The sequence below is a fragment of the Jiangella sp. DSM 45060 genome (assembly GCF_900105175.1).
In the GTDB taxonomy this organism is placed as follows: domain Bacteria; phylum Actinomycetota; class Actinomycetes; order Jiangellales; family Jiangellaceae; genus Jiangella.
Genome location: NZ_LT629771.1, coordinates 5340379 through 5355082 on the forward strand (window position 1 = coordinate 5340379; position 14704 = coordinate 5355082).

General features: G+C 74.6%; 10 protein-coding genes. 2 read left to right on the forward strand and 8 right to left on the reverse strand.

Annotation, left to right across the window (positions count from 1 at the left end; all coding sequences use genetic code 11):
- Positions 1–17 precede the first annotated feature (17 nt).
- From BLU82_RS23735 to BLU82_RS23760, 7 genes are all read right to left on the reverse strand, one after another.
- On the reverse strand, positions 18–596 hold the full coding sequence (locus BLU82_RS23735; protein WP_092623479.1) for a hypothetical protein: 579 nt from the start codon (positions 594–596) through the stop codon (positions 18–20).
- Positions 597–4895, reverse strand: coding sequence for a DUF5724 domain-containing protein (locus tag BLU82_RS23740; RefSeq protein WP_092623480.1), 4299 nt, complete (start codon positions 4893–4895; stop codon positions 597–599). It lies immediately after the preceding gene.
- A 3-nt stretch (positions 4896–4898) separates the two neighbouring features.
- Entirely contained in the window at positions 4899–5303 is a 405-nt protein-coding gene (locus BLU82_RS23745; RefSeq protein WP_197682420.1) for a hypothetical protein, read from the reverse strand.
- A gap of 315 nt (positions 5304–5618) precedes the next feature.
- A complete protein-coding gene (locus tag BLU82_RS23750) occupies positions 5619–9350 on the reverse strand; it encodes a S8 family serine peptidase (RefSeq protein WP_092623481.1) in 3732 nt (1243 codons plus the stop codon).
- Positions 9351–9505: 155 nt separating this feature from the next.
- On the reverse strand, positions 9506–9652 hold the full coding sequence (locus BLU82_RS34400) for a hypothetical protein (protein WP_157741217.1): 147 nt from the start codon (positions 9650–9652) through the stop codon (positions 9506–9508).
- Positions 9649–12531: an AAA family ATPase gene (locus tag BLU82_RS35795; protein WP_092623482.1), complete on the reverse strand. Its 2883-nt coding sequence runs from the start codon at positions 12529–12531 to the stop codon at positions 9649–9651. Before BLU82_RS35795 ends, BLU82_RS34400 begins: the two co-directional genes overlap by 4 nt.
- Before the next feature lie 169 nt (positions 12532–12700).
- Positions 12701–12901 carry a cold-shock protein gene (locus BLU82_RS23760; RefSeq protein WP_046768541.1) on the reverse strand — a complete coding sequence of 67 codons (201 nt, stop codon included), beginning with the start codon at positions 12899–12901 and terminating at the stop codon, positions 12701–12703.
- Positions 12902–13172: 271 nt separating this feature from the next.
- On the opposite strand from BLU82_RS23760, the gene BLU82_RS23765 reads away from it, so the two are divergent.
- A complete protein-coding gene (locus tag BLU82_RS23765; protein ID WP_157741218.1) occupies positions 13173–13655 on the forward strand; it encodes a MarR family winged helix-turn-helix transcriptional regulator in 483 nt (160 codons plus the stop codon).
- Positions 13656–13663: 8 nt separating this feature from the next.
- Here the strand turns inward: BLU82_RS23765 and BLU82_RS36180 are convergent, their stop codons facing one another.
- Positions 13664–14224: a DapH/DapD/GlmU-related protein gene (locus BLU82_RS36180; RefSeq protein ID WP_092626211.1), complete on the reverse strand. Its 561-nt coding sequence runs from the start codon at positions 14222–14224 to the stop codon at positions 13664–13666.
- 166 nt (positions 14225–14390) lie between these two features.
- On the opposite strand from BLU82_RS36180, the gene BLU82_RS23775 reads away from it, so the two are divergent.
- Positions 14391–14696 (forward strand): hypothetical protein, encoded by a 306-nt coding sequence (locus tag BLU82_RS23775; RefSeq protein WP_092623484.1) that lies wholly within the window; start codon positions 14391–14393, stop codon positions 14694–14696.
- Positions 14697–14704: the final 8 nt, after the last annotated feature.

Below are 14704 nucleotides of genomic sequence, written 5' to 3' on the forward strand. Positions count from 1 at the left end.
GCCCGGCGTCGCTGGGCTCAGAGCAACTGCTCGAGGATCGACGGGTCCTGGATCCGCTGGTCGCGCGCCAGCAGGACGACCTTCGAGATCACCTCGGCGGTCTTCGGGTCGTCGTCGACGAACGGGAGGAAGATCCGGCCCCGGTGCTGTGCGCCGACGGGGATGATGCACACGGCGTTGCCGGGAATCCGGTGCACCTGGCCGGAGCCGAGATGGACGGAATAGGTGCCGAGCGTGCCCTTGATGAGGGCGTGGTGATCGGTGACCTCGATGTTGCCGAGCCCGAGTAGGCCGGCGGTCTCCTCGACCAGCCGGCCGCGCATCTGCACCGACGAATGCGTCGTTTCGGGGTCGGCGCCTCCGGCGTGCGCGACCGACACCACGAGGTCGAGGTCGCGCATGGTCTCGCTGAACACCCGCGGCGGCACGTCCTCCGGCGCGACCGGCTCCCACCGGCCTGGCCGGACGAACGTGACGTCCTCGATGGTCGCGTCCTCGACCTCGGCCGCCGTGCCGAACCCGTCGAGGACGGCGCACCAGGCGGTGAACTTCTCGCGGTGGAAGGTCCGCGAGAAGCCGGTCTCGACGTCGGCCACTCAGCCGCGGCTGGTGAACAGGCCCGCGGCCCGGCGCGCCTCGACCTGGTGGCCGGCATAGCGGCGTGACACCGGGCCGTCGTCGTACTCGTGCGCCGTCGGCAGGTACAGCTCGCGGAACAGCTGCCGGAACGGCTGGCGCCGACGCTCGGTGAAGACGGCGTGCTGGAAGTCGGCCCACTCACCCGACTCGAGCAGGTCGACCGGGTGTGCCACCCGCAGACGCGAGCCGTCGGCCGGACGGGCGACACCGTTGGGGCCGACGAGCTCACGCGCTCCCGCGCCCGCGAACCCGAGGACGCCCTCCTCGGTGACCACCACGAGGTCGCGCAGCAGCGGCGCGAGCACCGGATGGCGCAGCAGCTCGTCGAACTCGGCCGGCTCGAACAGGTCGCCGTCGACACAGGCCTGCTCCAGCGACCGGCGCATGCGGCCGGCCTGCTGACGCAGCACGGTGGCACGCTCCTTGAGCGCCTTGATCTCGGGGACCTTCGCGGCCGCGGCCGGGACGGCCTTGAGCGTCCGGCCGGCACGGTCGACGGTGAGCAGCGGGCTGCCGCCGTTGTCGATGGTCAGGCTGACGGTGACGTCGCCGTCGCGGGCGACGACGGGTCCGGCGGCGAGGTCGCGCACGGCCGCCGCCTCCATGGCCCAGATCAGCCGCTGCGGGTCGCGGTACCCGGCCGTACGGGCGAGGTTCTCGAGCCCGACCGTGACCGCCGTGGTCTCCGAAGCGCGGCGCTGCGAGCCGGAGGTCCGGTCGGTTCGGACGAAGCCGCGCAGCGTCTCGTACCGCGTCAGCAGCGCGGGGTCGTCACGATCGGTCAGCGGCAGCAGGCCGAGCGCGCGGACGGAGTCCTGGTGCCGCTTGCCCTCGATGCGCTCGAGCAGTTCGGCCTCGGCGACCTGGCCGAGCAGCGCGCGGGCGAACAGCTCGGCGCGCTTGTGCCCACCGGCCGACGACGCGTACTTGGCCGCCTTCAGCACCGTGCCGAACCGCTCCTCGCCGAGCTGCGCGATCACGTCGCGGAACCAGGCGACGTCGGCGGCGCCGCGGACAAGGTCGGTGGCGTCGAGCGGCGTGCGCTGGCTGACGGCGGACGCCCACTCCTCCCTGATCTGCTGGTCGACGGACCACGAGTCGTCCTTGGTGTGTGCGTGCACCCACCAGACCGCCGACTCGAAACCGGGCCAGTCGAGGTACTCCTCGATCAGCGCGGCCCACTGCGGTGCGTACACCCCGTACTCGACGACGCGGCTCGGCGCGATGCCGGCACCGTCGAACGCGGCCCGGAGGTCGGCGACGGTCTCGCCCGCACCGGGCAGGTGGATCCGCGCGAGGTGTGACAGCGAGCTCTCGCGATTGCCGGTCCAGGCGTAGCCGCGCGTCAGCGGCCGCCTGCCGAGCGCCGCGAGCACTCGGGCGAGCGACGCCGCCCCGGTGGCTGACCGCAGCCGGGTCGCGACGTGCGAGAGCGGGCCGGGCAGATCGCCGCGGCGCAGCTCGGCGGTGATGGCGGCCGACCGCATCTCGTCGACAACGTTCTGGACCAACGGGGTCGCGGCCCACTCCGGCGGCCGCCGGACACTGAGCTCGCTGACGGCGTCTGGGTAGCCGCCGAACCAGGCGTTCAGCTGCCAGGCCCGCAGCAGGTCGACGTGGAGGAGGGCGTCGAGCAGGTCGCCCCGGGTGGCCGCGCCGGCGCCGGCGGCACGCGAGAGCAGCTCGGGCCAGGCAGGGGTGCGGATCGGCTGGTCGAGCACGTGATCGGGGGCGTCCGCGCTCCGGTGGTGGCGCCCTGGTGGCTGGACCCGCACCCACGGCCCGTCGAACGCGTCGACGGTGCCTTCGGGTTCGTCGAGAAACCGGGACAGGTGCCAGACCCGGATCAGTTGCGCCTGGGTGAGGCTCCGCAACGGCAGCGACCGGACCGCGTGGACCACCGCGCTCCGTGCGTCGCCGGCGTTGATGTAGCCGTACTGGTTGACCGCGAGCCGGCGCCCCCGCCGAGCCATCACCTCGGGCACGCCCAGGAGCTCATCGGCCGGGAGGTCGTGACACAGCTCGGCGACGGCGTCGAGGATCGCGTCGGTCCAGGACAGCTGCCACATCGCGTGACCGAGCCGGTCCACGAGCTGCCAGAGCAGGGCGTCGTCGCGGTTCGACACCGGCAGCGGACCGGCGATCCTGGCCCGTGCACGACGCGACCACCGGTCGTGGCGTCCCGGCTCCGCATCGCGCCGCCAGCCGACTCCCTCTCGCGGCACGGCGAGTCCGAGGAGGACGAGCTCGACCCCGCCGCCGGCCAGGGTGGGCGAGACCCGCTCCCACCACGGCCCGACGAGCTCGGGCAGCGGCACTTCCCCGCCGGAGGTCGCCGGCAGCCACCGCACGTTGCGCAGCAGCTCGACGCCGCGGTGGGTGTGTACCTCGGTGTCGGCGTGCTCGGCGAGCCACGCCTGCAACGACGTGAGCACGTGCCGGCAGCCGGCGTGGTAGCGGTCGAAGTGACCGGCAGGAGCGGCGTCCGGGCGGATCGCCGGTGTACGGTCCGCCGGCCGGAATCGCAGGTCCGCCGGGATCTCGTCGACGGCATCGTCCGGTGCGGCAGACGCGGAGGCCGCCGGCGAGCCGCCGCCGAGCGCTGCGGCGGGAGCCGGGAGGCCTGCGGCCTTCGCCAGCTCCGCGGCCGCCCGCTGCTGCTCGGCGGTACCGGCGCCGAGCCGTTCGACGGATGCCCGCACGCCGTCGCCCGGCTGGTGCCGCAGCAGGGTGAGCGCGATGCGGCGCAGGTCGGCGGCCTTGCGGCGCAGGGCGTCCTCGAGAGCGCGCGCCTCGTCCTCGGACCGCAGCGGCGTGGTGCGCAGAACGTCGAAGGCCTTGAACCGGACCTGCGACGAGGCGTCGGTGAGGAAGGCGAACAGTGCTGACCGGTTCGCCTCCGGGTTCCGCCCCAGAACGAGCGCTGCTCTCCATCGGCTGTCGGCCGAGGCCTCCCGGATCGCCTCCGGCGGCGCGGCAGCGGCCCCGAGGTTGGTGAGCACCACGTCGGCGGCACGGGCCGAGCCGATCTCGACCGGCCGGTTCCCGACGCGTCCGGTCTCGACCTTGTGCGCCTTGCCCAGGGTACGGACGCGCTCGAGCAGGACCTGCGCGGAGGCGGGGCCGAGGTCGGCGACCGACTCGCCGGAAAAGGGGTCCGCGGACCAGGCGGAGACGGCCGTCGCGTAAACCGCCGGGTCGGGGTCGGCCAGCAACGGCGCCAGCGCCGCCCGGGCCACCGGCAGCCCGAGCTCGGCCAGCACCCTCGCGGCCGCCTGGCGCAGCTGCGGATCGTCGCTGCCGAGGTACGGCCTCGCCTGCGCGACGGCGGCGTGCGCGTCGATCAGGCCTGCCGCCCAGAGCGCGAGAAACACCTGGTCAGGGGTCTGCGGCGGCGGCAGTGCTCCGCCGAGCCGGCCGGACAGCTCGGCCAGCACCGGGCCCAGCCGGGCACCCGACCGGACGTCGAGCTCCTCGCCGAACCAGACGCCGACGGCGCGGACGGTCCCCGCGAACCGGGTGAGGTCCTCGGCGACGACGGTGTCGAGGAGCAGCCGGAACGCCGCGGGATGGGCGAGGTCGGCGGCCTCCAGAACGGCGGAGCGGACGCCCTCCTGCCGCCCGGCGCCGCGCAGCAATGTCACGACCGCTTCCGAGTCGGACGACCGGCCGGAGCCGAGCAGACCCTGGATGCCCTCGGCGGTGATTCCGCCGACCGGGTGCCGCCCGTACGCGCACGACGTCAGGACGTCGGCGACGTCGGTGCGGCCACGAGCGATCTCGGCGGCGAACAGCCCGCCGAGCCCGGAACCGGCCACCGGGACCGTCATCCGCAGGTGCAGGGACCACGCCGCGAACCACGGCACGTCCTGCGGCCAGATCAGACCGAACCGCAGCAGCTGGCCCAGGTGGTCCATGCGAGCCTGCTGGGTGTCCTGAGGGTGGCTGCTGCGGAACCCGCGACGCTGCCAGTGGCGCTGGTAGGGCGCCCGCGTGGCCCACGACCACCAGTGCGCCAGCGGCTCGGCGAGGGCCGGCGCGACGTGCGCGAACGTCTTCGCCAGGCGCCGCACGTCGAGCTCGTCGAGCCGCGCCGCGAGCGCCAGCGGGTCGCCGCTGCCCCGGTCGTCGAGCCAGCCGACGAGGTCCCGGGCCAGCTCGCTCGCGAAGACCTGGTGCACCAGTTGCCGCGGCCCGCGCCGGCCGGACCGGAAGCGCTGGAGCTGTTCCTGCGCCTGCTCCTTGGCGAGCACCACCGGTCAGCCGCCCGCGAGCGCGACGAGGCGGACCAGGCGCAGCCGCGAGTCGGGCCTCGGCGCGACGGGTGCGTCGAGGTCGTCGAGCTGGACGTCGTCGAGGAACACGAAGTAGAGACCGTCGGCGAACGCCGCCAGCGCGCGCTCGGCCGCTTCGGGCGGCGTGGGAGCCGCCGGCACGGTGCGGCCGCCGCTCGTGACCCGGCCGGCCGACATCCCACCGGCGATGTCGGCCGGCGTCAGCACGCGGAGGACGTGGTCGTCCGCGCGGCGGCGCTCATAGGCGTCGACCTCGACCCCGACCAGCTCGGTGAGCAGGTCGCGCAGGGTCGCCCCGCCCGCGGGGAGCGTGAGGTTCCGCTCGGCGAACTCCGCGCGGCCGCCCACCACCTTGGTCTCGACGAACACGCGCGCTCCCCTCCCGAGGCGGACATTCCAGCGCATGACATCACAGACGTCGGACACGTGCCGCGTCACCACCGGCTGAGGTCAAGGGTGTGTCGCCCAGGTCCATGGCCTACTGCGCGACGTCCAGGCGGCGCCTCGCTGCGTTCTCGTCAGTCGCCATAGGCACCGCTATGTCTCCTTCCTCGGCCTTGCGAGGCATCCACCTGGACGCCGCTCGCTACGGCCGAGACCTGGGCGACACACCCTTGCTGTGCCCGGCGATGGGGGCCTTGGGAGGGACAACTCGACACCCCATCGCCGGGCACGTTCAGTGGGCTAGCCGGCCTCGCCGACCCGCCAGCCGCGGTCGATCTGCTGGCTGACGGTGTTGCCGTCGGCGTCGGCGACCGTGACGCGCAGCGACGCGAACCCGCCGGCCGCGGCAGGGACGGTCGCCACCAGCGTCCCGTCGCCCGACGGCGTCACGGGGGCGGGCTGCCAGCTGGCGCCGTCGTCGAAGGAGACCTCGGCGGTGGCGGTGAACCCGCCCGGACCCTCGGCGCCCGCCGGGTAGGACGGCCGCAGCTCCAGCGGGTAGGACGCGCCGGCCGGGACCTCGTTGTACAGGCCCGCCTCCAGCCCGTAGTCCAGCTGGATCAGCGGCAGCACCTCGCGCTCCTCCGACGGCCGCTCGGACCGGAAGCCCCACGTCGTCAGCGTGTGCGTCCACAGGTCGGAGAAGTTGCCCCGTCCGGCGGTCGTCTCCAGCGACAGTTCGAAGTCCGCCGCCGCGCCCGGCACGGTGAACTGCGCCTCAGACCACGGCGCCCGGCCCACCTCGACGCCGTCGCGGCGCAGCACCAGCTCCGTCGCGTCGCCGAACTGCTGCTGGTTGAAGCCGTACGTCATCGGGTCGTAGAGGTACTGCGGCATCGACACCCGGATCGCGTCGCGGAAGCGCGCCGCCGGCAGGCCGTACTCCTCCGACCCGCTCAGTGCCGGCATGCCCGGCGTGACCAGCGGGCCCCACCACACCTGTTCGGTGCTGCTGCCCGCGGCGAACGGCTGGATCGCCGCCCACGTCCAGTACATGTTGGCGAACTCCCCGTGCGGTTTGGCGAACCGCTGCCACTCGACGCCGTCCGTGGTGAGGTACTCGGTGCGGTGCACCGGCCCGCTGCGGGTGATCGTCATCGCCGATCCCAGCGCGGCGCTCCCGGTGTACGGGATCCACGACTCGGTCCGGCCCATCCGCTCCGACGCCTGCCGATAGTCGGCCTCGACGACGGCGAGCTCGTCCGGATCGGCGGTGTACGTGACGCCGCCCGGCAGCCGGTCCTCGGTGTACGTGAGGTAGTAGCTGTACTCGGCGTCGCGCCGGCCGGTGAGGTCCAGCTCCAGGCCGGGGTCGGCGGCCAGTTCGGCGCGCAGCCGCTCACCGAACGCACGGTCGACGGTGTACGCGGGCAGCGTCCCGGCGCCGGGATAGGTCCCCCACTCCTCGTCGACGTCGTTGGCCAGGATCAGCAGCGCGGCGCCGGCCTCTGTCGCCAGCCGCGCCTGCTCCTCCTCCTGCAGCCGGACCCGGCTGACCAGCACCGCCTTGCCGGCGACGTCGGCCGCGGCGAGCTCGGCGGCGGTGCCGCTGCCGGCGTCGGCCAACGGCAGCGCCTCGTCGCCCTGGTAGACGGCCGGCGAGGTGATCAGACGCGGCGACGGCAGCAGCGTCTCGCCCGCGGCGCTCACCTCGAGCAGCGGCTGCGCACCCTGCCACGCTGTGGAGAACTCGAACGTGCCGGTCTTCGCCCGGCTGCTGGGCAGTGTGTAGAGCTCGGGGCCGTTGTACCCCTGCGCGGCGATCATCCGCATCGACTGCTCGCCGACGGTGCGCTCCCAGATCACGTCGAACGCGGGCTTCTCGATCTCGTGTGGCGTCCTCACCTCGACCCGCTCGGCGTCGCGGGCGTCGTAGGAGAGCGCGAGGTCGGCACCCACCCGCTGGTCCGGCTCGGCGGCCAGGGCGAAGCTGACGACACTGTCCTGGCCGGGGGTCTCGATCGTGGTGACGACGGTGTAGACACCCTCGGGGACCTCGGCCGTCGCGACGCCGTTGACGACGGCCTCGCGGGTCCACTCGCCGGTCTCGTTGTTCCAGAGGTCGATCGCACCACCGGAGGGCCGCCCGTCCCGGCCGGTCGCGTCGACGGTGACGGTGTGCACCGGGCGCTCGACGGTGAACGTCGTGACGCTCTGGATGACGGTGTCGCGGTCGCGCGGGTCCTGCGCGACGATGCGGCCGCTGTAGTCGCCACCCGTGCTGGCCTCGGCGGACACCTCGACCCGGGTGCTGGCGCTGCCACCCGGCGGGATGGAGAGGACGGGGTTGCGCACCCGCATGACCGGCCGGCCGGCCTCCGACCCCGGCCGGGTGACGTCGGCGCTGACGCGCAGAGTGACGCGGCGGTCGGTCGGGTTGTGGTAGGTCAGCGTGCGGCTGACGACCGGCGCGTCCATCGCCAGCTGCCCGAAGTCGACGACGCCCTGGTCGACGGTGACCGACTCGCCCACCGCGGCGGCGACGTCGAGGCGGCCTGCGCCCTGGAACGTCACGTCCTCGTCCAGCGGCGTGCTCGACGTGATCAGCCGCTGTTTGAGCTGCTCGTCGGTCCAGTCCGGGTGCTGCTGGGCCAGGATCGCGGCCGCGCCGGCGACGTGCGGCGTCGCCATCGAGGTGCCGTTGAGCGACGTGTAGTGCTCGTCCAGCAGGTTGCCCAGGGCCGTCCCGGCCGCTCGGGCCGCGACGATGCCGACGCCCGGCGCGACCATCTCGGGCTTCACCGCGCCGTCGCCGAACCGGGGCCCGCGCGACGAGAACGACGCCGCCCGGTCCTGTTTGTCGACGGCGCCGACGGTGAGCGCGGACGTCGCGGCGCCGGGCGAGCCGATGGTGCCCTCGCCCGGGCCCGCGTTACCGGCCGCGACGACGAACAGCGTGTCGGACTCGGCGCTGAGGCGGTCGACGGCCTGGCTCATCGGGTCGGTGCCGTCGCTGGCCCCGTCGGTACCCAGGCTCATGCTGACGACGTCGGCGCCCTGCGCGACCGCCCACTCCATGCCGGCGATGATCCAGTCCTCGTAGCCGGAGCCGCTGTTGTCCAGCACCTTGCCGATCAGCAGGTCCGCGCCGGGTGCGACGCCGACGTGCGTGCCGCCGGACGCGGCGCCGGTGCCGGCCACCGTCGCCGCGACGTGCGTGCCGTGGCCCTGGCCGTCGACGGCGACCTGGCCCTCGGGGTCGGCGTCCTCGGTGAAGTTGCGGGCACCCGTGACCTGGCCGGCGAGGTCCGGGTGGGTGGGGTCCCAACCGGAGTCGAGGACGGCGACGGTGCTGCCGGTGCCGTCCAGCCCTCGGTCCCACGCCTCCGGCGCGCCGACCTGCGGCACCGACTCGTCCAGCGTCGCCTCGACCCGGCCGTTCAGCCACACCCGCCCGACCGCGCCGGACACGACGTCGTCCCAGACCGAGCGCACGTCGTCCTTCGCCGCCGACACCGACAGCGCGCCGATGCTGGTCAGCTCCCGCTCGGCCCGGGTGCCCGAGGGAGCCTCGGGCACGCTGCGGATCCCGGGGCCGTCGGGCGCGGACACCAGCAGCGGCAGGTCGGCGCGGGCGGCGTCGTGGTAACCGGCCTCGGCGAGGTAGGTGAGGTCGAACAGCCGCTCGTCCAGCACGCCGGACTGCACGTACGGGACCGCCTCGTCCGGCAGCGCCAGCACGTGGCCGTCGCGCTCCGCAAACACCGGCGGCGTGTCGTCCGACGGCGGCGCCCACGCCGCCTGCCGACCGTCCGGCGCGACGTGCAACGTCACGACGTCTCCGGTGAGCAGGGTCAGCTGGTACGTGTGCCCGGTCGCGGCCGAGCCGGTGGCCTGGGCCGCCGCTGCCGGGGCGCCCACGGGGCCGGCGGCGGGCGCCGTCGCACCGGAGCCGAGCAGCAGGGCGGCGGCCACGGCCGGGACGACCAGCCGGGCGCGGGTGCGATGCCAGGACAGGATGGTGCGGGGCATGGGACCTCGTCTCCTCGGGCCGCGGCCCCGCCGCCCGACGGGGGTTGGCGGGCGGCGGGGTATCCGCGGCGGGGGATCACCGTGTGCCCACCGTTTCGTACCGCGCCGTCCGTTGCGATTGGGCGAATCACCCATTTATGTCCGGCGCGGGACCGTCAGAGCGGCTCCCAGCGCTCGCCGTCCGCGGCCTCGGGCTCGCCGGCGGGCACGTCGTCGTCGGTGTCGTCGGGGTCGGGCGGGTCGCTCACGTGCATGAGGTCACCGTCGGGCACGCCGCCGCCGTTCGCGAGTGGGGAGATCACCCATTCTTCTCGGCGACGGCGACCGCGAGCGCCGTCCGCGACGCGACGCCGAGCTTGCGCATGGCCGCGCTCAGGTGGCGGTCGACGGTGCGCGGCGAGAGGAACAGCGCCTCGGCGACCTGCCGGTTGGTGCGGCCCTGGGCGACCAGTCCGGCGACCTCCGCCTCGCGCGGCGACAGCTGGTCGCCGTAGCCGCGCCGGCCGCCGCGCCAGGCCCGGGCGACGTCGACGCCGTGGCCGCGCAGCACCTGGGCGACGCGGTCGGCGTCCCAGCGGGCGCCGAGGTCGCGCAGCCGCTGCTGCACCGTCGCCAGCAGGTCCAGCGCGGCGGCGTCGGGCAGCAGCGCCAGCGCCTGCCGCTCCAGCGCGAGCAGCTCCTGGTACGGACGTGGCAGCGCGGCCCACGCGGCGGCGGCCGCGCCGAACAGCTCCGCGGCGGCGGCGCCGGAGCCGGCCACGATGCCCCGGCACACCAGCAGCGCCGCCTGCGGAGCCGGCGCCGCGCGGTCGCCCAGCCCGGCCGCGAACAGGTCGGTCAGCTCGCGCGCGTCGTCGGCCCGCCCGGCCCGCACCAGCGCGTCGACGTGTGCCGGCGCCAGCTCGGTGGCCCACAGCCAGATCCCCTTGCGCACGACCATCGCCATGGCCGGCTCGGTGACCCGCAGCGCGTCGGCGACGGCGTCGTCGGCGAGGAACAGCCGGCCCAACGCGCCGGCCGGCCCCGTCTGCACGTCGACCAGCCCGCGCCGCACCGCCTCGGCGACGACCACCCGGAACTGGTCGGCGGCGTCGTCGCGGCGGCCGCCGGCGAGGTCGAGCAGGCCGAGGATCATCCGCGCCTCGAGCAGCGCCTCCGGCAGCGTGTCGGCGGACCCGGCCAGCTCGGTGACCCGCGCCGACAGCCCGTCCCAGGCGCCGCCGTGCCAGTCCAGGTTGGCCCGCGTGATCAGCGCCGAGTTCACCAGCCGCTGGTAGCCGGTCGCGGCGAGCAGGTCGACGGCGCCGTCCAGCTGCCGCCCGGCGACGTCGTCGCGGCCCCAGCCGATGGCGGTGTGCCCGACGTTCATCCGGCAGCGGCCGAGCTGGCGGCGGTCGAACAGGCTGTCCGCCGCGGCGGCGTCGATCTCCTCGGCGGCGGCCCAGCCGGCGGCGTCGCCCATCATCAGCAGCGCGCTGGCGCGGTCGACCGCGAGCCACGTCTGCTCCTCCGCCGGGACCTGCGGGAACAGTGTCGTCGCGCGGTCGAGCCAGTCGCGGTGCCGGGTGACCGGCCAGACCTGCCCGCGCGGATGCGACAGCGAGATCATCGCCCGCACCGCCAGTTCCGGGCGGCCGGCCAGCTCGCCGGCGGCGGTCTCGACCTGCTCGATGCCGGTGTCGAAGTCGCCCAGCTGCAGCCACAGCCGTCCGAGCAGCAGCCGGATCTCGCCGCGGCGGTCGGCCGGCAGCTCCGGGCGGTCCAGCGCGGCGGCCAGCGTCGCGGCGACCACCACGGCCAACTCGCCGAGCGCCGCGACGCCCCAGGTGGCGGCCTGGCCGAGCTTGTGCGCCAGCCGGGCCTCCCGGTCCGGCGGATGCGCGGCGGCGGTCAGCAGGTCGTTCAGCAGGACGACGGCGGCGCGGTCCTCGCCGGACTCCAGCGCGAGGTCGGCGGCGGCCTCGGCGTGCCGGCTCCACGCGGCGACGTCGCCGGCCTCGCGGAAGTGCCGGCTCAGCCGCAGCACCGGCGGCGTCGGCAGCTCCTGCAGCGCGGCGGCGGCCTGGCCGTGCAGCAGCCGCCGCTCGGACACCGGCAGCGCCTCCTCCATGGCCCGCGACGCCAGCACGTGCCGGCCGACGAACCGGCCCGGCGACGCCTCGCGCAGGAGCCCCGACGTGAGCGCCGCGGCCAGCCCGGCCCGCGCGTCGTCCTCGTCCAGCCCGGCGACCCGCGCCAGCAGGACGCCGTCGGCCGGTTCGGCGAGGACGGCGGCGGCCTCCAGGACGCGGCGGGCCGGCGGCGGCAGCCGGTCGACCCGCTCCAGCACGGAGTCGCGCACCGTCGGCGGCACCTGCAGGTCGTCGACGGCGCGCCGGGACCACTCGCCGCCGCGGCGGACGATGTCGCCGCGCTCGCGCAGCAGCGACAGGCTCTCCTCCAGCGCCAGCGGCACGCCCGCGGTGCGGCGGTGCAGGAACGAGACGAACTCGGCCGAGACGTCGTCGGTGGCGAACATCGACGCGACCAGCGCGGTCGTCTCGCCGACCGTCAGCGGCTCCAGCGCCAGCTCCAGGCGGCGCAGCCCGGCCGGCGGGCGCGCCGTCAGCCGCAGCAGCGGCGACGCGGCCGGGACGTCGGTGCCGCGGTACGTCACGACCAGGCTGAGGTCGTGCGCCGTCGCCGCGACCAGCAGCGGCAGGAACTCCAGCGTCGCGGCGTCGGCCCAGTGCGCGTCCTCCAGCACCAGCACCTCGACGCCGGACCGCTCGACCAGCTCGGCCAGCGCGCGGAACAGCCGGTGCCGGGTGGAGCTGGGATCCTCCAGCGGCTCCAGCGCGGGCGGCAGGTGCTCGGCCCACTCCGGGAACAGCGGCCGCAGCGCCCCCGCCAGCGGGCTGAGCGGAACGCCGTCGACCGGCAGCCGGTGCAGCGCGTCGACCAGCGGGCCCAGCGGGAACGGCTCGGCCAGCGGCGGGCAGGCCGCCACCAGCGTCGTCGCCGGATCCAGCGGCGCCAGCGCCTCCTGCACCAGGCGGGTCTTGCCGATGCCGGCCTCGCCCTCGACCAGCGCGAACACCGGCTCGCGCGGCCCGGTGAGCGCGGTCGTGAGTGCGGAGAGCTCGCGCTCACGGCCCACGAAGGCGACGGGCTGCGCGGCGCCGGTGTGCTGACCTACCACCGATCCTCCCGCCGCCGGTCACCACTGCTCGTCCGCCCCACCGCTTCCGGTCAGCGTAGAGCAGCGGTGGCCGCGTGCGGCACGAGGCCGAGCGCGCGACGAGGGGCCGGCACAGGTGTGCCGGCCCCTCGGGGTGTTCAACGGTTCGCAGGCGGCGCCTGCGGCCGGATCAGAGCGCGCGGACGCGCGTGGCCTGCGGGCCCTTCGGACCCTGCGCCAGCTCGAACTCGACGCGCTGGTTCTCCTCGAGGCTGCGGAAGCCCTCGCTGTCGATCTCGGAGTGGTGGACGAACACGTCCGGTCCGTCCTCGCGGGCGATGAAGCCGAAGCCCTTCTCCGCGTTGAACCACTTGACAGTTCCCTGAGTCATTTCTGCTCCTTACAGGGCTGGAAACGGGCGCCACACTGTGCGGTCGACCCTGGCCGGTCATCGACGACGCAACTTCTCCAGCAAACCTGAAGGCAAGCAGCGCGCCCGCAACTGAAGTCCTTGCGAGCGTGCAGACACACGAACACAAAACTACGGCCGGCAGGTAGAACCCACCCGGCGTCGAATCCATTCCCGTCATGCCGCCCGGGCTGACGGCCGCGGGTTCGTCACTGGTGGTTTCATGGTCCGGAGGACGTCGAGGAGGGGGATCGTGACCGAGCAGCTCCACACCAGCGGAGCCCTGGGCCGCAGCGTCGGCGCCGTCGAGCCGGCCCGCGAGTTCGCCGACGCGCTCATGGCATTCCTGTCGGCGTCACGGCGCACGCGCGGCCGGCTGCAACCACTGTTCGACGACATCACCGTCCCGCAGCTGGTGCTGCTCGACGCCATCGAGGAGTGCGGCCGCGACGGCGTCGGCGCGGTCGCGGAGCTGACCGGCCTCAGCCAGCCGACCGTCACCCGCAGCGCCGGCGCCCTCGTCCGCGACGGCCTGGTCCAGTACAACAGGGTCGACGGCGACGGCCGGCGGCGCGTGCTGGAGCTGACCGAGCGGGGCAGCACCCTGCTCACCGCCAAGCGCGGCGTCGTCGCGGGCCACCTGGCCGGCGCGTGGGAGAACCTCTCCCCCGCCGAGCAGGCGCTGGTGGTGCCGCTGCTGCTGCACCTCACCGAACTGGTCGACAAGCTGTTCTGAGCCCGGCGTCACCAGCGGCGGCGCACCGTGCCCTTCGGGCCGGCGACCAGGCTGGCCGCCGGCACGTCGTCGGCCACGATCGCCCCGGCCGCGACCACGGCGTCGCGGCCGATGCTGACGCCGGGCAGGATCGTCGCGCCGGCGCCGATCCACACGTTCGGCGCCACGTCGATCGGCGCGCCGGTGAGGTACTGGCGCCGCTCGCCGGGGTCGACCGGGTGGCCCATCGTGATGAAGGTGGCCTTGGGGCCGACCATGACGCCCTCGCCCAGCCTGATGCCGGCGAAGTCGAGGAACGTGCAGCCCTGGTTGACGAAGACCCGCTCGGCGAGGTCCAGGCGCAGGCCGTGGTCGGTGTAGAACGGCGGGTAGATGGTGACCCGATCCGGCAGCGGACGGCCCAGGATCTGCTCGAACAGCGCTGCCTTGCCCGCGTCGTCGTCGAACGGGAGCACGTTGAGGCGCGAGGTCAGCTCGGTGACCCGCAGCACCCGCTCGCTCATGGCCCGGAACTCGGGGCCCAGCACCCGCTCGCCGGTGGCCAGGAGCTCTGGATCGTGGATCGGCATGAAGCGGTCGCGGCTCACCCGACGATTGTCGCCCACGCCACGCCGGGGGCTGGCCTTTCGAGTGTTCCTGCTATATAAATCGGCGTAGCCTGGAGGTGACGAACCGATCGCACTGGGTACGTCGGTCGGTGAGTACCGCAGCCGCAATGACGCGGAGGTGAGTCACATGAGCTACGGGTCGGCACACCTCGTGCACGCGATGCTCGACGGGTTGCGCTATGTCCTGTGGGTCGTCGTCAGCGGGTTCGCCGTGGTGGGCGCCGCGTTCTACGGCGGGGCCGGAGTGGCCGCCGTCTGGCAGAAGTCGGGACCGCCCGCACGCCGGCGCAACGACGACGTCGCCCGCGAGGCAGCCGAGGGCATCGCCGAGATCGAGGCCTTCCTGGCGACGCAGCGACCGGTCGACGAGCCGCCGGAGCCACCGCCGGCGCCACGCCGCAAGCGCCCGCCGACGTCCGGGGACGCTGTGTAGGGTGCGAT

Excerpts from the sequence above, each read along its gene's own strand:
- BLU82_RS23750 (WP_092623481.1), bottom strand. The coding sequence starts at position 9,350 with ATGCCCCGCACCATCCTGTCCTGGCATCGCACCCGCGCCCGGCTGGTC.
- BLU82_RS23760 (WP_046768541.1), bottom strand. The coding sequence starts at position 12,901 with ATGACTCAGGGAACTGTCAAGTGGTTCAACGCGGAGAAGGGCTTCGGC.
- BLU82_RS36180 (WP_092626211.1), bottom strand. The coding sequence starts at position 14,224 with ATGCCGATCCACGATCCAGAGCTCCTGGCCACCGGCGAGCGGGTGCTG.
- BLU82_RS23775 (WP_092623484.1), top strand. The coding sequence starts at position 14,391 with ATGAGCTACGGGTCGGCACACCTCGTGCACGCGATGCTCGACGGGTTG.